This window comes from Erythrobacter sp. (assembly GCF_011765465.1).
Lineage (GTDB): Bacteria > Pseudomonadota > Alphaproteobacteria > Sphingomonadales > Sphingomonadaceae > Erythrobacter.
Map to the genome: position 1 here is coordinate 2,738,020 of NZ_CP050265.1, position 16,353 is coordinate 2,754,372.

Genomic DNA, 16,353 nt, shown 5'->3' on the forward strand with positions numbered 1-16,353 from the left:
TTTTTGCCCCACCATCTGGAGACAATCGTTCGCCTATGACACAGGCACACACCGTGCCGGCCTCGGCCGGCGCATCCCCGGCTGCCGCGCTGGTGGCCGCTGACATGAATGACGCCGATCTCCACGATCTCGTCCTTGCCCAGCTCGACGACGACCAGGCGCAGGATGTCGTATCGATCCCGCTCGAAGGCAAAAGCTCGATCGCCGATCACATGGTGATCGCAAGCGGGCGCTCGACCCGCCAAGTCGCCTCGATGGCGCAAAAGCTCGCCGAAAAGGTCAAGGAAAAGGGCTTCGGCCCGGTCCGCGTCGAGGGCCTGCCCGCCGCCGACTGGGTGCTGATCGACGCGGGCGACGTGATCGTTCACCTGTTCCGTCCCGAAGTTCGCAGCTTCTACAACCTCGAGCGGATGTGGTCGTTCGAGACCGGCGAAGCCGCGGGCGGCCGGGCGTAGTTTTCTTTTCGCAGCCCCATCCGGGGCTGCGTCCTCGCTTGGCGTGCTCCGCTTCGCTACGCACCCGCTGCGGGCGGCCGGTCGGCCTTGCGGCCCCGTCGGGTCCGTGTGGGCGCGCCGCCATGAAAGAGGGTCCGGTCGCGCAGCGACCGCAAGGGCGACCGCCCGCCCGCAGGTGCCCCGGAGCGAAGCGGAGGGAACAGCACCGAGGAGTTCGCCCGGATGGGCGAACACACATAGGACACGAGCCATGCTCCTTCACGTCATCGCTCGCGGAAAGATCGCCCGGTCGCCCGAGGCCGAGCTGGTCGCGCGCTATGACAAGCGCCTGACCTGGCCGACGAAGCTCACCGAGCTGCCCGAGACCGGCGGTCGCATTCCCGATCCGCTCACCCCGCACCGCACCGTGCTGCTCGACGAACGCGGCAAGGCGCTGTCGTCGGAAGCTTTTGCCGAATTGCTAGGCAAATGGCGCGACGAGGGTATCCGCGAGGCCCGTTTCGTGCTCGGCGCCGCCGACGGTCATTCGGACGAGGAGCGCGCGGCAGCCGACCTTCTCTACGCCTTCGGCCCGGCGACGTGGCCGCACCTGCTGGCCCGCGCCATGCTGATGGAACAGCTCTACCGGGCGACCAGCATCCTTGCCGGGCATCCCTATCATCGGGCAGGATGACGCCATGACACACGGGGCGAAATGGCTGGCGGGGGGCGGCGCGCTGGCGCTGCTCGGCATCGCCTTTGCCCTGCCCGGCGCGCAGGCGCAGCGCGACCTGTTCGACATGGAGCCCGCCGAAGTGCAGGCCGAACTCGACCGCGCGACCCGCGAGAGCCGCCTTGCCGAACAGCGCGCCGCACGCTTTGCCGAAGCCGCCGCGAGCGCCGCCGAGGCCGCCGACCGCACCGCGCAGGAAGCCGCCGCGCTCGCCGCGCGCATCCAGCAGGCCGAAGCCGACATCGCCGCCGCCCGCGCTCGCTATGCGCTGGCGCAATCGGCGCGCGAGGCGCTCGCCGCGCGGCTGGCCCAGCGGCGCGAGCCGCTGGTTCGGCTGACGGGCGCGCTGCAGACCAGCGCGCGCCGCCCGCTCGCCCTGTCCGCGCTCCAGCCCGGATCGTTGGAGGATCTCGTCCATGTCCGCGCCGTGCTGGAGACCGCCGTGCCCGAGATCCGCCGCCGCACCGCGACTCTGCGGGCCGAAATCGCGCGCGGGGAAGCGCTCGAGCGCCGCGCCGCGCGGGCGCTCGCCGCGCTCGAACGGTCGGAACGCGATCTCGACACGCGCCGCACCGAGCTCGCCGCGCTGGAACAGCGCCAGCGCCTTGCCTCGCGAGAGGCCCGCCGCAATGCCGTGCGAGAAGAGGAGCGCGCACTTGCGCTGGCCGAAGAAGCGCGCGATCTCGACGGGCTGATCGAGCGGCTCGACGAGGCCGCCGCGCTGCGCCGCGAACTCGCCGCGCTGCCCGGCCCGGTCCTGCGCCCCGAGGATTTCTCCGACACCGCCACGGCCGAACCGGTCGAAACCATCGCCTCGCCGATCCCTGAAGCGACCGCCCCGCCGCGCGATTTCCGCCTGCCGGTTCAGGGCCGCACGCTTGTGGGGTTCGGGGAAAGGCGCGACAGCGGGCTCGCCAGCACGGGCATCACGCTCGTCCCGGCACCCGGCGCGCAGGTCGTAGCGCCCGCCACCGGACGGATCGCCTTTGCAGGACCCTATCGCGGCTTCGCGCGAATCGTCATCATCGAGCACGACGGCGGCTGGACCAGCCTCGTCACGGGCCTTGCGCGGAGCGATGTTTCGGTCGGCGCGCGGGTGATCGGGGGCAGCCCTATCGGCATCGCGCGGGGCGACGATCCGGCGATTACGATCGAGCTTCGGCGCGAGGGGCAACCGGTCAACCCGCTCGAACACCTTGGTTAATTGCGCGCGCACCCTATCTGGAGGCAAGGAGCGGCGCGTTCGCAAGACGCGCCGCGAGTGACCCGCAGCGGGACCACGGGAAGGCCCGCGAAGGTTCTCATCTGGCGTTAAGCCGCGCCTGCGTATACAAAAGCGTTCGAAAGGAGCTTCCCGTCCTCATGAAAATTGCCGGACTGCTGCGCAGCGCAGCGCTCGTCACCGCCGTCGCCCTAGTGCCCGCCACCACCGCGAGCATGGCCCAGATCGACGGTCGCGCGGGCCCCGAATTCGCCAAGCTGTTCACCGTGATGCAGCGGGTACAGGCGAATTATGTCGAGGACGTGCCGCAGGAAAAACTCGTGCGCGGCGCGATCGACGGGATGCTCGCCGCGCTCGACCCGCATTCGGCCTATCTCGACGGAAGCGATCTCGAGCGGCTCAACACGCTGATCGACGGGAATTATTCCGGCCTTGGCCTGTCGGTCGTGATGGAGGACGGTGCGGTCAAGGTGGTCTCCCCGTTCAAGGGCAGCCCGGCCGACAAGGCGGGAATCAAGGCGGGCGATTTCATCACCCACCTCGACGGCAAGCTGATCTATGGCGGCGATCTCGACGAGGCGGTCGCGCAGATGCGCGGGCCGTCGGGCACGACGATCCAGCTGACCATCTTCCGCTCGGGTCGCGAGGAACCCTTCGAGGTCGCCGTGACCCGCGGCGTGATCGAGCTGGAGCCGGTCACCTACGAACTGGCCTCGGGCAATATCGGGGTGATCACTGTCAACGAATTCTCCGCCGATGTCGGCGCCGACGTGTTCCGCGCCTGGACCAAGATCCGCGAGGAAGCGACGGGCCGCGTCTCGGGCCTCGTGCTCGACCTGCGCGCCAATCCGGGCGGGAGCCTCGATGAAGCCGTCGCCCTGTCCGACCTGTTCCTCGATTCGGGGCGCATCGTCTCGCAGCGTGGCCGCGCGCGGGGCGAGACACTGCTCTACGATGCCGAAACCGTGTTCCGCGGCGACATGGCCGAAGGCGTGCCGCTGATCGTGCTGATCGACGCGGGCTCGGCCTCGGCGTCGGAAATCGTCGCCGGCGCGCTGCAGGACCATCGCCGCGCGCTCGTCATGGGCGAACGCAGCTTCGGCAAGGGGTCGGTCCAGTCGCTCCTGCCGCTCGGCCCCAACGCCGCGCTCAAGCTGACGACGGCGCGCTATTACACGCCCAAGGGCAATTCGGTGCAGGAAGGCGGGATCAAGCCCGACATCGCCGTGCCCCAGCTGTCCGATCCCGACCTTGCGCTGCGCCAGAAATACCTCACGCGCGAAAGCGACCTGCGCGGACACCTGATCAACGAGATCGGCATCGAGGACGAGGAGCTGGAAAACGACACGGTCAAGGACCCGCGTTTCCAGCTCACCGCCGAGGAGCTGGAAGAGCAGGGGATCGAGGATTTCCAGCTGCACTACGCGCTCGAAACCCTGCGCCGCACGACCAAGAGCTCGATGGCGCTGCGCGACTGAGAGCGCTAGGGCCGGTTTCATGGCTGGATTGAAAGAGGCGCGGCTGCTCGCCGTCACGATCCCCGCCGCGCTGCTCGGCGGGGCCTATGTCTCGGAATACGGCTTCGGCCTCTATCCGTGCGAGATGTGCTGGTGGCAGCGCTACCCGCATTTCGCGGCGCTGGCGCTCGGCCTCGTCGCCTTCGTCGCGGTCCCGCCGCGCGTCTGGACTGCGCTCGCGGGCCTCGCGATCCTCACCTCCGGCCTGATCGGCGGCTTCCACGCGGGGGTCGAATACGGTTGGTGGGAAGGCATCACCAGCTGCGCGCGGACGACCGGCGGGCTCGACGTGCTGAACCCCGGCGCCGCCCCCGTGGTGCGCTGCGACGAAGTGGCGTGGAGCCTTTTCGGCATATCGCTCGCGGGCTGGAATTTCCTCTTTTCATGCGCCGGGGGCATCGCCATCTTGGCCCTGTCAGCGAGGAAGGACGAGGCATGAACCGCGATGAACTCCACCGCATGATCCGGGTCGACCAGGCCGGGGAATTCGGCGCGACCCGCATCTATGCGGGCCAGATCGCCGTGATGGGCGATCGCGGGCCGCATTCGGCGGAGATCCGCCACATGGCCGACCAAGAGGAAGGCCACCGCGCGCGCTTCGATGAAATGCTGGTGAAACGCGGCGTGCGCCCGACCGCGCTGCACCCGTTCTGGTCGGCGGCGGGCTATGCGCTCGGTGCGGGCACGGCGCTGCTCGGCCCCGAAGCGGCGATGGCCTGCACCGCGGCGGTCGAGGAAGAGATCGACCGGCATTATTCCGAGCAGCTCGACCGATTGACCGAAACCGGGGCCGATCCCGAACTCGCCGACATGATCGAGGAATTCCGCGAGGACGAACGCCAGCACCGCGACGCCGCGCTTGCCAACGGGGCGGAGCAGGCGCCGGCCTATCCGCTGCTGTCGGGCGCGATCCGGCTCGGCTGCCGCATCGCGATCAAGGTGTCGGAGCGGATCTGACGGGCCACCTCGCGTGTTCCTTCACAGACGGTTCACGCAGCATTGCCTAGGGCGCGGGGCGTGATAAGGCCCATCGCCAGGGGTCTTGTGGCCCCCGCGAGGACGAGAGGACAGACCATGAGCACATTTTCCCGGATCGCCCGGCTGGCGGGAATCGCCGGCTTCGCCGCGCTCCTCCCGGCCGCGCCCGCCGCCGCTGCACAGAGCGCGGGCGGCGAGAAGGTCAACATGGTCATCGCCTACAGCGAGGACGAATGTCCCGAGGCGACCGACGACAACGAGATCGTGATCTGCGAAATCCTCGTCGAGGCGGAACGCTATCGCATCCCGAAGAACCTGCGCCAGAGCGATTCGCCCGAGAACGTTTCGCGCGTGCGCGAGGTCGAGAAGCTCAAGTATGTCGGCGCTTTCGGCGCCATGTCCTGCGACCCGGCGGGCGCGGGCGGCTTCACCGGTTGCAACCAGCGTTTCATCGAGGCCGCCTACAAGGACCGCTCCGAGGCCGAGACCGTGCGTTTCAGCCAGCTGATCGAGGAAGCGCGGCAGGAACGCTTGTCCACCATCGACGCCGAAGCCGCCGCCGAGCAGGAGCGGGTCGAGATGATCGAACGCGAATACATGGAGCGGCTCGAACGCGAACGCGACGGCGCGCTGCCGGGCGAGCGTGATCCTTCGCTGACCCCGCCGCCGGTCGACACGGCCGAGCGCCAGCCCCCGATAGAACCGTCCAAACCGGGGCCCTTCGATGACGGTGACGAGGAACAGGTGCCGCTCGACGCGATCCAGCCGGGCGAATTGCCGAAAGACGACTGAGCCGGACTCACACCCCGTAATAATCGCGATACCACGCGACGAAGGCCTTCACGCCTTCGCGGATTCCGGTCTGCGGGGCGTAGCCCGTCAGTTGCTTCAGCAGCGTCGCATCGGCCCAGGTCGCGGGCACGTCGCCCTTCTGCATCGGCATGAAGTTCTTCACCGCCTCTCGTCCGCATTCCGCCTCGATCGCCTCGACGAAATCCATCAGCCGGACCTTTTCCGAATTGCCGATATTGACCACCCGCCACGGCGCGGCGGGTGAAAGGCTGTCGTGCGGCGCGATGTCCTCGGGGCTCGCCGGTCGCTCCGGTGCGCGATCGATCAGCAGGCGGATGCCCCGCACGAGGTCCGCGACATAGGTGAAGTCGCGGTACATCTCGCCTTCATTGTATATGTCGATCGGCTCGCCGTTCAGGATGCCGCGGGTGAACTTGAACAGGGCCATGTCCGGACGCCCCCACGGCCCGTAGACGGTGAAGAAGCGGAACATCGTCGTCGGCAGGTTCCACAAGTGCGCATAGGAATGCGCCATCGCCTCGTTCGCCTTCTTGGTCGCCGCGTAGAGCGTGAGCGGCGTGTCCGCCTGTTGGCGCTCATGGAAGGGCATTTCGGTGTTCGCGCCATAGACCGAGCTGGTCGAGGCCATGAGGAGGTGGGAAACGCCGAGCTCGCGCGCGCATTCCATGACGTTGAAGGCGCCGACGAGGTTCGCATCGACATAGGCGCGCGGGTTCTCGAGGCTGTAGCGCACTCCGGCTTGCGCTGCGAGGTGGACGATGACCTCGGGCTTCTCCTCCATGGCGAGAGCATGGAGTCGCTCCATGTCCTCGAGCATGCCGACTTCGGCACGGAACTGCTGGTTTTGAAGTAGCATCTGGTGGCGCCGGTCTTTGAGGCGCACATCATAATAATCGGTCAGCCCGTCGTAACCGACGACGCGGAATCCTTCGTCGAGCAGTAGTTTTGCAAGGTGATAGCCGATGAAGCCGGCGGAACCCGTGATCAGGACCGTGCGCAAAGCAATCCCCCTTCCAATACCCTTTTGTCGTTCGATCCAGAGGGGCACAAGCTGGCGCTTTACCTTCCGCCTCCAGCGATGCCTTGGATTCTCTCGTCTTGCAATCGTTTGAGGCCGCGCATTGGTTCTCGCCTATTGCCTAGGCAAACGGGGAGGGCAGCATTTGTGGGTTGCGCTTCGCAGCCGCGCATAAATGGTGGGTGCCCAAAGCTAGTCCTGACGAAGACTGCCTCGAGACCGAACGATGGCAGCTACCAGCAGGCCAATCGACGCTCCCAAGAGGTCGGCAAGCCAATCGACAATATCGGGTGTGCGGCCAATCTGGGGGCTGGCTTGCACCCCTTCGATCAGTCCCCCGAACACGGCCAGTCCGAGAAGGAGCAGGATGAGGCGCACGCCGGGATATGCAAGCGCCGCCAAGGCACCTAGGATCAGGAAAGCGAGTAGATGCTGAAGCTTGTCGTCCACCGCGGCAAGAACTCCGGGCGGTTCGGGCATTATGGCAAGGGCAAAGGCCGAGCACAGCGCGCCCCAGAAGGCGGCCTGGAAGAGCTTGTGTGGGTTCTGGATCACCTGTTCTTCCGCTCGATAGCTTCGGATGAGTGTGCGATGTATTGCCTAGGGGTATCGCCCCCAATGATTATCCGGCGGTTCCTGGTGGCCGAATATATAAGCATGGGACAGAAGCGCGGGTCATTCTGCCTACGAGATCGATAGCACCTAGCCACCCGCAAACCCCTCGCATGGAGACGCTGATTGGGATTCAGCGGGTCGCGAAAGGAGATTGGTGATGCACTACGCAGCCTGTTTTCGCTTGCGGAGCACCTGTGGCGGCTGAGCAAGGACGGCGATTCGCTCGAGGTTTTGGCGGGCATGGTTCAATTTGAGCGATTCCGGCCTCTCCTGGTCAAGGGCCTTGGTTATGGCGGCGGCGCCAAGGGTAGCCGACCTCCCTTTGACCCGGTGGCGATGTTCAAGGTGCTGGTGTTCATCCGCAAGCCAACGGTGGCATCGGCCGCCGATAGCGATGGACGCCAGTTGCGGACCACTTCAGTGCGCCGAACAGGCTACAGACCCAGTGTTCAGTCCATTCGGAACGAGGCAATCTTCCGTGGAATGATGCATCTGAACCAATCAGCCACCAATGCAATGTGAGCTCGGGACAGCGCTTGCACTGCGTCCCGGCGACGGCGTCGTCATGGACAACCTCTCGAGCCATAAGCGCGCAGCCGTCAAGGAGAGGATCGAGGCGGCCGGAGCCCCCTTGCGCTTCCTTCCGTTTCAACTCGATCGAGAAGGCGGTCTCACGCCCCAAGGCCATGCCACGCAAGGCTGGCGAGCGCACCGTCCGCGGCCCGTGGCCCCTGATCGGCAGGCTCGTCGACATCTTCCCGGCCCAACTAATGCGACAAGTACTTCAGATTATGCGGCTATGAACCGGAATGAAAACGATCTAGCGCAACAACGGCCTCCACCAGTGCTTGTTGTCGAGATACCAGCGCAATGTCTGGCGCAGGCCTTCGTCAAAATTGCGGGTCGGGGCATAGCCGAGTTTGGAGCGCGCCTTGGTCTCGTCGATCGCGTAGCGCCGGTCGTGCCCGGCACGGTCGGTCACGAAGGTCTTGAGGCTCTCGCTTTTGCCGCCCTTCGCCGCCGGCGCCTGCGGATAGCGGTCCGTAAGACCGTCGATCTCCGCAAAGGCCCGGTCGGCTTGACGGCAGATGGCTTCGATCACGGCGAGGTTGGGCAATTCCGCCCCGCCGCCGATATTGTAGGTCTCGCCCGGCTTTCCCCGTTCGAGGCATGCCTCGATCCCGCGGCAGTGGTCCTCCACGTGGAGCCAGTCGCGCACGTTCATGCCGTCGCCATAGATCGGCAGCGGCTTGCCCGACAGCGCCTTGAGCAAGAACAGCGGGATCAGCTTTTCAGGGTACTGGTGAGGCCCATAGTTATTCGAGCAATTACTCGTCGTCACCTCAAGTCCGAAAGTGTGGTGATAGGCGCGCACCAGATGGTCCGAGGATGCCTTCGACGCGGCATAGGGCGAATTGGGCGCATAGGGCGTGGTCTCGCTGAAGGCTGGGTCGTCCTCTTCGAGCGAGCCAAACACTTCGTCGGTCGAGATATGGTGGAAACGGTGCTCGCGCCCGTCGCCAGCGAGCCACACCGCGCGCGCGGCCTTGAGCAGGCTGTTCGTGCCGAGGATGTTCGTCTCGATGAAGGCGTCCGGCCCGGTGATCGATCGGTCGACATGGCTTTCGGCGGCGAAGTGGACGATGGTCGTGATGTTTCGCTCGCGCAGGAGCCGCTCGACGAGCTCGGTGTCGCGGATGTCGCCCACCACTAGGTCGGCCCGGGTGGCCCCCGCCAGCGTCGAGCGATTGCCGGCATAGGTCAGCGCATCGAGAACGGTGATCTCGTCACCGGGATGGTGCGCGCTCCAGTAATGGACGAAATTGCCCCCGATGAAGCCGGCACCTCCGGTCACAAGAAGGTTAGCCAAGGGCCTTTTCCCTTTCGAGCATGAGCCGCAGATTGGCGCGCCAGTCGACCGGCTCCGTGCCGAGCAGTTCGCGTGTCGCGCTGCAATCGAGCAGCGAATAGGCAGGGCGCCGGGCTGGGGTGGGGTAGTCCGCGGTCGCGACCGGTTCGATTTTCGGAATGGTGCCGATAAGGCCGAGCGCGTGAGCTTCCTCGGCGATGGCGACCGCGAAGTCGTACCAGCTGGTCTCGCCGTCGTCGCTGTGATGGAAGGTGCCGGACGCCCCCTTCTCGACGAGCGCCCAGATCGTCTGCGCGAGACCCGTCGCCCAGGTGGGCGAGCCGACCTGGTCGGACACCACGCGCAACTCGTCGCGCTCGTTCATCAGGCGGATCATCGTGCGCACGAAATTGGCGCCACCCGCCTCGTATACCCAAGCGGTCCGCACGAGCAGGTCGGATGGACGCAGGTGATCTTCACCTTCGGCCTTGGTCCGACCATAGGCCGAAACGGGGCCACGCGGGTCGTTAGGCCGGTAGGGCTGCGAAGCGGTGCCGTCGAAGACGAAATCGGTCGAGATATGGACCAGCCTGCCGCCGCTGTCTTCCATCGCCTCGGCCATGATCCTCACTGCATCGGCGTTGATTTCGCGCGCGATCTCTTCCTCGCTCTCGGCCTTGTCGACCGCGGTGTAGGCGGCAGCGTTGATGAGGATGTCGGGCGCCTCGACCACCAGCCTGGCCCGGAGCATGCCCTCGTCGCTGAGATCGACATCCTCGACATCGACCGCGTTGATCTCATAGCCCTTTGGAGCGGTGCGCTGCAGCGCCCCACCGAGCTGGCCGTTGGCTCCGGTGATGAGGATGTTCATGCGATGTCAGCTCCCTTCGAAGGCCGGCACGTCGGCGAGCCTATGGCCTTTGCGGTCCCTGTCCGAAGCAAGCGGCTCAATCCCGCCTAGCGGCCAATCAATCCCCACCGCCAGGTCGTCCCAAGCCAACGTGTGTTCGTGTTCGGGAGCGTAGGGCGCTGTGCACTCGTAGGGAGAGTCGGTGTCGCCGGCCAGGGTGAGAAAGCCGTACGCAAAGCGTTCGGGTATCCAGAACATTCGCTTGTTCTCCGCCGTGAGTTCAACCCCTACCCAGCGCCCGAAATGCTCAGACGAACGCCTGAGGTCAACTGCGACATCGAACATCGCCCCGCGCGCGATGCGCACCAGCTTGCCCTGCGCGCCGGGCTTCTGGAAATGGAGCCCGCGCAGCACGCCTTTCTGCGAGTGGCTGTGATTGTCCTGAACGAAGGCGAGGTCGAGCCCGGCCTCGCGGAAGACGCCTTCGTTCCATGTCTCCATGCAAAACCCGCGCGCATCGCCGAACACGCGCGGCTCGATGATGAGCGGGCCGGGAATGGCGGTTTCGAAGATGTTCATGCGAGGCGCGGTTCCCGCAGCAATTGCATCAGGTACTCGCCATAGCCAGACTTGCGCAGCGACTGTGCGATCTGTTCGAGCCGGGCGTCGTCGATGAAGCCTTGGCGCCAGGCGCTTTCCTCGGGGCATGCGATCTTGAAGCCCTGGCGCTCCTCGGTGACGTGGACATAGGTCGCCGCATCAAGCAGTGAGGCGTGCGTTCCCGTATCTAGCCAGGCGAAACCGCGCCCCTTCAGCTCAGCAGAAATCGATTCCTCGTCGAGGTAAAGCCGGTTGAGTTCGGTGATCTCGAGCTCGCCCCGCGCCAATGGCGCCAGGTCGCTAGCCCTGTCCACCACCGTTTCATCGTAGAAATAGAGACCGGTTACGGCGTAGTTCGACTTGGGCTCCGGTGGCTTCTCCTCGATCGAAATCGCCTTGCCACGCGCATCGAATTCGACCACGCCGAAAGCCTGGGGACTGGCCACGCGACAGGCGAAGATGGTAGCCCCTTCGCTGCGGGCATTGGCGCGGGAGAGCAATTCGGGAAGGCCGTGGCCGTAGGAGATGTTGTCGCCGAGGATCAGCGCACTCAGTACCCCAGCGATGAAATCGGCCCCGATGTGGAACGCTTGCGCCAGCCCTTCGGGTGCTGGCTAGACGGAATAGCTCAGGGACACGCCGAAATCGAACCCGTCGCCTAGAACGCGTCGGAATTGTTCGGCATCTTCGGGCGTGGTGATGACGAGGATGTCGCGGATCCCAGCTAGCATCAGCGTGCTGAGCGGGTAGTAGACCATCGGCTCGTCGAATACAGGCACGAGCTGTTTCGATACGCCGCGGCTCAGCGGGTAAAGCCGTGCGCCCGAACCGCCCGCAAGGATGATGCCGCGTCTATCATTGCCATTCATCGGCGACCGCCTTCCTGCAGAAGCGCCGTGTAAGCCTGACCCAAATCTGCCCGACGCCAGTATAGCGGAAGCCCGCGGCACGCATCCATCGTTCCCGATGGCGCCGCGCAAACGACGCGCCAACCCCTGGTTCGCCAACTGTGCTTATTGCGCAAGGGGTGGGGGTTAGAAATGCTTGAGCGCCGGGCTAGCGCGCAGGCCCGTCACCTGCCGTGCGCCAATCTGGCTTTGTTTCGGGAAATCGACATCTTCAGGCGACCGCAGCAGAGGGATGGCCAACTTCGAGCCATGCGGCAAACGCCTTGCGGCGCTGCGAGCGGGCCTCGGCCAGATAGCGCTTAAGCAGCCGGTGCCGCTCGCGCCTCTCCTCGGCCAGGGTGCTCAACTGTATGGCGTAGCCGGACCTGTAAACCGCCTCGACGTTCTTGTGCTTGCGGACCACGCGAGCCGACCCCCCCAACAACCTCTTCCACATATTGATCGAAGCTGAGTTCCTCGCGCCGGGACGTGGCAGTATGCTGCTTCTCAAGGTCACGCAGGGCCTGCTCGGCCGCGTTGAGCCGCGCCTCTGCCTGCGCCAGCGCCAGGGCACGATAGCCGCGGTCGTCGGCCGGCGTGAAGTCCTGCCCGCTGATCTCAGGCCGATCGAGAATTATCGCCAGCCAGCTTGCCACCCGCTGCGGATCGGGCTGCGCGGTTGCGCCGTGCTTGCGGGCATTGCCCGCGACCCTCGCCTTGCCGCGGGCTGTCCGCGGACCGGTGCTCTTTTTCGCATTGGCCCGGTTGCGACGCGTAAGGTGATCTGCGCTCATTGGTCGATGATCACGCCCTCGTCCGCCCGCGCCTGCACCAGCGCATCGTAGTCGCGCTTCACTTCGCGCCGGCGACGCTCCAGTTCGCGGATTTTGGCATCGTGGACTTCTGGCGCATCGTCAGCGCCGTTACCATCGGTCAGCGCCCCGTGGGTGGCGGCGCTCATCAGGTCGAGGGGATCCATGCCGAGCTGGGCGAGCTCGGCCTCGGCAGCGTCGCGGACCTGCGGGTCTCGCGACGTGATCCTGTCTACCAGCTGGCAAGCGGCCTGCTTGGCGTCCGTGTCATCGAAGACCTCAGTAGGGTTCCAGAGGTCATCGGAGTCATGAGCCGTGCGCGCGGAAGCTTTCGCTGCAGCCTTGTTGAATTCCTGCCACGCCTTCTCAACGACGGCCCTTGTGATCTCGCTACGGATCGTGCGCCTGATGCTGGCATCGCGCATCGCGCGGTGCTGGCGAAGCTCCCATTCGATGGCGACCAGGTTCTCGGCGATCACCGCTTCATGCGGTGTCCCCGGGTTCAGCGAGGCGAGCAGACCGGTGTGGAACGCCTCGTAGGTCTCGGGATTCTCGCCCACGAGCGGCGCGCGCGGCGACAGGAGCTGCGCGAAAGATTCAAGGCCAAAGCGGGCCGGGTCGGGTGGAGCAGGTTGGACGCGTTTACGTTGCCTTACCATAGCACACCTTCAATGCTTACGACTTTCCAGAACGATGTCCGGCCAGTCGCGGTTGGCTCTCTCCTAGAACAGATGTTGGTATTCGCTGCGGCATTTTGAAGGGGCAAACCGCTGGCCATCACGACCCAATGAGGGACGTAAGTTACGGCGAAGGAAGAGCGAGGCTTTTGCCAAGTTGGAGCGAGTTCGTCCTGCCCCGGCATCAATGCTGAAGCGATTATGGGGACCTGATCGGTTGCTGTTCCCTGTGAGAATTGGGTCAACGTTCGCTTGTCGCCCATGCCGGCGGCTGGCTGAAGACCGAGATCGTCGAGCCTGCTGGCGTCAGTGTCACTGTTCTCGCGGCACACTTTTGGGTATCGAGGCAGGCTCTTAGCACGCTGCTCAACGGCAAGGCCGGTCTCTCTGCCGATATGGGATCCGCTTCGAGAAGGCGTTTGGCGTCAAGGCGGATACCTTGCTGCGAATGCAGACGGCCTATGAATTGGCTCAGGCATGCGCGCATGAGCACGATATCAAGGTCTGCAAGTTCGCATAGGCAGCCTGACCGACAGAGGTATACTACCCCTCGAAGAAGAGGCCCGCCAAGATTGGTCTCGATTACCAGTGCTCGCGATCGCTTATCGTTTCTCGGCCTCGCGTCCAAACAGCCTAATTCCGCCCGTCATGGGCCCATCGGTTGTAAGCGGATAGCGCGCATCTTTGCGCGCCAACCCGCGTTATCGCCCATGGGCGCGGAGGCCGCCTTTTAACACATTATAATTCAATCATAATTTGCGATAATCTAAGGCGCCTCGCCGCGCGCTACAGCGAGCGTTCAGCCTGGAATTGATGCCGGAATGAGGTCAAAATGACAGGTGAAAACAGGAATAATTACTGGGTCGAAAGCCTCTTAAAGAGAACAACAAGAGGATTATATCAGGACGGGATAAACCGGAAATCCGGGCCCCGGGTACGGCTCCTCTTGATCGGGAGGCCCCTAGCACAAAAGACTGGTCATGGCCGACTAGCCCCCTGGCGAGCGCGATGAGAGCGGGCGGTTGCGCAAGGGCAAAAGCGGCAATCCCGCAGGCCGCCCGCGCAAAAAGCCCGACCGGCCACTCTCACTCGAAGAGATGTGACGTGAACCCAAGCTTGCCTCCAGCTTGCGTTAGATCCGCGCGGTTGAACCAATGGGCTGCGTAGCGGAGCCCGTAGGGCGTAGCGAAGCAGGCATTGCTTATCTGGTTCTGCGGCGAACGCCGCCGGGAGATCGATATTAGCGAGGTCGCCGCTCCGTCCAGATAGAGGAGGCTTGCACGAAAATCAGGCGGATGCGCGCCGCACATGTCCAGCGAATCAAGCTGCAATGGCTAAGCGGCGGCGAGGCATCACTTAGCGCCTGTTCCGATAACGATGACCCGTGCGGTTCTTAGCACGACGAGCAGGTCGAGCCAGAGCGAGATGTTCCGGATGTAATAGAAGTCGTAGCGAAGCTTGCAGAGGATGTCGTTCACATCGGTTACGTGCCCTTGGTTAACCTGCGCCCAACCGGTGATCCCAGGGCGGACGATGTGGCGATAGGAATAGAAGGGCAGTTCTTCCTCGTACCACTCTGCTAGGGCCTTCGCCTCCGGCCGCGGGCCGACGAAGCTCATGTCGCCCTTCAGTATGTTGAAGATCTGCGGAAGCTCGTCGATCCGTGTTCGGCGCAGAAAGCGACCGATCCGGGTGATTCGGTCATCGTCGCTGCGCGTCATGGCATTCTCGCGCTGCGCCTTTGCTTCTGCCACCGGGTCGCGCTCGCGCATGGTGCGGAACTTGTAGAGCCGGAAAGTGTTGCCGCGAAAGCCGACGCGGTCCTGGATGAAGAACGCGCTGCCGGGCGAATCGAGCTTGATGGCGAGCGCGATGATTGCGAACGCGATGAGGCAGAATGGCATCAGTACCAGTGCGCCAACCACGTCGATCAGCCGTTTGAGCGACATGTAGGAGACGTTCGGGATGAGCGAGCCGAGGTCATTCTCACTGAGGTGCGTGATCTTGACCTGCCCGGTCTGCATCTCCGCGATCTGGCGAAAGTGATAGACCGGGATGCCGGCGAGTGCAGCTTCCGCGAAAAGCCGTTCCCACCCGGGGGAATGCGAATAGTGAAGGTCGGCCACGATCGCCCAGTTCCGCCGGCCCGAGCGCACGAGCCCGGTCAGGTCGACCGCCGAGGGCGCGGGCAGATAATTGCCCGTAAGTTTAATCTCCGCGGCCCGTCCGCCCGGCACGATAACATGGGGCTTGAGCAAACTGCGACTGCGCACCGCAAGAAGGAAACTCGCGGCAAGCGTGCACGCGGCTCCGACCGAGAACAGCGAGGTCGAATAAGGGACGCGCAATGCCGCCATGGCCGCGAGCGCACCGCTGAAAACCAGGAAATTGACCGGGAGAATATACGACAGGTGCTGCGCCTTCGCATGCTCGCGCAGCTTCGAAAGCGCGTACCAAGCAACGAACGATGCTGCAGCGAGTACGATGAGGGTCTGGTTGAACGCCCCGGAGAACAGGGCGCGGCCCTGCAGCGCCCAGAGCGCAATGGTCGGGGCAAGGCCCAGAATGAGCTGGAGGGGCAGCTCAAACTGTCTCAACAACAGGGTCGTCCCGCCGATCTCGGAACGAACCCAGCGCTCGTCCTCGCCGCGATCCTGCACTTCATCGGTCGAGGGCGCATCGCCCTCGCCACTGTCCAGCGCCTCTGGCATTTGAGGCCCGTGCGACCGTTGGGCTGGCGCGGCGGTCGAACCAGGCCGCTCGAAACCGCCGGTGCCGCGGCTATCCATAGCGAGCATGCGCGAGGGCACCTTGTTCATCGACCGCCTCCGCTCGCGATCGCTGCACCCGAGGCGCGGCGCACACCGGCCATCGGCAGGCTCACCCGCGTCTTCTTTCCGATGAAATCGAGCAGGACAAGCACGCGGTCATTGGGCGCGATTCGTAGGACTTCCCCGACAAAGCCTGCAAACGATCCGCTCGCGACCTCGATTTCTTCGCCCTCGCCAACCTCCTGGGAAAGATCGATCACATCCTCGTCGTTGCACGCGGCGCGCAGGTCCGCGATTACCGAATCAGGTACTACGGAAGGCCGCCCCGCGAAACTCACGAGCCGGGAAACCCCATAGGTCGACCTGACGACCGACCATGGCGTGGAGGCTTCGGGATAGGAGGCGAAGAGATAGCCCGGAAACACGGGCCGTCGATAGGATACGAAGCGCCCTCCCTTGATCCGGGTGCGCTGCTCGAGCGGCTGAAAGGTGGTGAACCTCTGACGCTTGAGATTACGCCGCGCCATGGCGTCGGCGTTCGGCTTCGTTTGGACCAGGAACCAGCGTGACATAAGCC

The 16,353-nt window shown here is 64.7% G+C and carries 17 protein-coding genes and 2 pseudogenes; 9 read left to right on the plus strand and 10 right to left on the minus strand.

Translation table 11 applies throughout. The features are described from left to right. Nucleotides 1–35: 35 nt before the first annotated feature. The 7 genes from rsfS to G9473_RS13215 all read left to right on the plus strand — a co-directional run bounded on the left by rsfS (nt 36) and on the right by G9473_RS13215 (nt 5,676). Complete coding sequence (gene rsfS / locus G9473_RS13185) at nt 36–455, plus strand: ribosome silencing factor (protein WP_291133800.1); 420 nt, start codon at nt 36–38, stop codon at nt 453–455. 250 nt (nt 456–705) lie between these two features. Further along, nucleotides 706–1,128 (plus strand): 23S rRNA (pseudouridine(1915)-N(3))-methyltransferase RlmH, encoded by a 423-nt coding sequence (locus G9473_RS13190; RefSeq protein WP_291133802.1) that lies wholly within the window; start codon nt 706–708, stop codon nt 1,126–1,128. A 4-nt stretch (nt 1,129–1,132) separates the two neighbouring features. Then, nucleotides 1,133–2,371 carry a peptidoglycan DD-metalloendopeptidase family protein gene (locus G9473_RS13195; protein ID WP_291133804.1) on the plus strand — a complete coding sequence of 413 codons (1,239 nt, stop codon included), beginning with the start codon at nt 1,133–1,135 and terminating at the stop codon, nt 2,369–2,371. A gap of 158 nt (nt 2,372–2,529) precedes the next feature. Continuing rightward, nucleotides 2,530–3,867, plus strand: coding sequence for a S41 family peptidase (locus tag G9473_RS13200; protein ID WP_291133806.1), 1,338 nt, complete (start codon nt 2,530–2,532; stop codon nt 3,865–3,867). A gap of 19 nt (nt 3,868–3,886) precedes the next feature. Then, nucleotides 3,887–4,345: a disulfide bond formation protein B gene (locus tag G9473_RS13205; protein ID WP_291133807.1), complete on the plus strand. Its 459-nt coding sequence runs from the start codon at nt 3,887–3,889 to the stop codon at nt 4,343–4,345. Further along, nucleotides 4,342–4,863 (plus strand): demethoxyubiquinone hydroxylase family protein, encoded by a 522-nt coding sequence (locus G9473_RS13210; RefSeq protein WP_291133809.1) that lies wholly within the window; start codon nt 4,342–4,344, stop codon nt 4,861–4,863. The genes G9473_RS13205 and G9473_RS13210 overlap by 4 nt, the downstream gene beginning before the upstream one ends. 117 nt (nt 4,864–4,980) lie before the next feature. Then, a complete protein-coding gene (locus G9473_RS13215) occupies nt 4,981–5,676 on the plus strand; it encodes a hypothetical protein (protein WP_291133811.1) in 696 nt (231 codons plus the stop codon). Between the two features lie 7 nt (nt 5,677–5,683). Here G9473_RS13215 and G9473_RS13220 read toward each other — a convergent pair whose 3' ends face one another. Next, on the minus strand, nt 5,684–6,697 hold the full coding sequence (locus G9473_RS13220) for an NAD-dependent epimerase/dehydratase family protein (RefSeq protein WP_291133813.1): 1,014 nt from the start codon (nt 6,695–6,697) through the stop codon (nt 5,684–5,686). A 210-nt stretch (nt 6,698–6,907) separates the two neighbouring features. Further along, on the minus strand, nt 6,908–7,270 hold the full coding sequence (locus tag G9473_RS13225) for a VanZ family protein (protein ID WP_291133814.1): 363 nt from the start codon (nt 7,268–7,270) through the stop codon (nt 6,908–6,910). A gap of 183 nt (nt 7,271–7,453) precedes the next feature. On the opposite strand from G9473_RS13225, the gene G9473_RS13230 reads away from it, so the two are divergent. After that, nucleotides 7,454–7,852 carry a hypothetical protein gene (locus G9473_RS13230; RefSeq protein WP_291133816.1) on the plus strand — a complete coding sequence of 133 codons (399 nt, stop codon included), beginning with the start codon at nt 7,454–7,456 and terminating at the stop codon, nt 7,850–7,852. A 19-nt stretch (nt 7,853–7,871) separates the two neighbouring features. Then, nucleotides 7,872–8,101: pseudogene (locus G9473_RS13235) on the plus strand (IS630 family transposase); the annotation flags it as partial. A 49-nt stretch (nt 8,102–8,150) separates the two neighbouring features. Here G9473_RS13235 and rfbB read toward each other — a convergent pair. From rfbB to G9473_RS13280, 8 genes and pseudogenes are all read right to left on the minus strand, one after another. Continuing rightward, entirely contained in the window at nt 8,151–9,200 is a 1,050-nt protein-coding gene (gene rfbB, locus G9473_RS13240) for a dTDP-glucose 4,6-dehydratase (protein WP_291133817.1), read from the minus strand. Beyond that, nucleotides 9,193–10,050 (minus strand): dTDP-4-dehydrorhamnose reductase, encoded by an 858-nt coding sequence (gene rfbD, locus G9473_RS13245; RefSeq protein ID WP_291133819.1) that lies wholly within the window; start codon nt 10,048–10,050, stop codon nt 9,193–9,195. The genes rfbB and rfbD overlap by 8 nt, the downstream gene beginning before the upstream one ends. A 6-nt stretch (nt 10,051–10,056) precedes the next feature. After that, complete coding sequence (rfbC, locus tag G9473_RS13250; protein ID WP_291133821.1) at nt 10,057–10,608, minus strand: dTDP-4-dehydrorhamnose 3,5-epimerase; 552 nt, start codon at nt 10,606–10,608, stop codon at nt 10,057–10,059. Next, nucleotides 10,605–11,498: pseudogene (rfbA, locus tag G9473_RS13255) on the minus strand (glucose-1-phosphate thymidylyltransferase RfbA). The gene rfbC and the pseudogene rfbA overlap by 4 nt, the downstream one beginning before the upstream one ends. A gap of 338 nt (nt 11,499–11,836) precedes the next feature. Continuing rightward, nucleotides 11,837–12,310, minus strand: a complete 474-nt coding sequence (locus G9473_RS13260; protein WP_291133823.1) for a hypothetical protein — start codon at nt 12,308–12,310, stop codon at nt 11,837–11,839. Next, nucleotides 12,307–12,888, minus strand: a complete 582-nt coding sequence (locus G9473_RS13265) for a hypothetical protein (protein ID WP_291133825.1) — start codon at nt 12,886–12,888, stop codon at nt 12,307–12,309. Before G9473_RS13265 ends, G9473_RS13260 begins: the two co-directional genes overlap by 4 nt. A 1,469-nt stretch (nt 12,889–14,357) precedes the next feature. Further along, a complete protein-coding gene (locus G9473_RS13275) occupies nt 14,358–15,824 on the minus strand; it encodes an exopolysaccharide biosynthesis polyprenyl glycosylphosphotransferase (RefSeq protein WP_291133826.1) in 1,467 nt (488 codons plus the stop codon). Next, a complete protein-coding gene (locus tag G9473_RS13280; RefSeq protein WP_291133827.1) occupies nt 15,821–16,348 on the minus strand; it encodes a transcriptional activator RfaH in 528 nt (175 codons plus the stop codon). The genes G9473_RS13275 and G9473_RS13280 overlap by 4 nt, the downstream gene beginning before the upstream one ends. Nucleotides 16,349–16,353 lie beyond the last annotated feature (5 nt).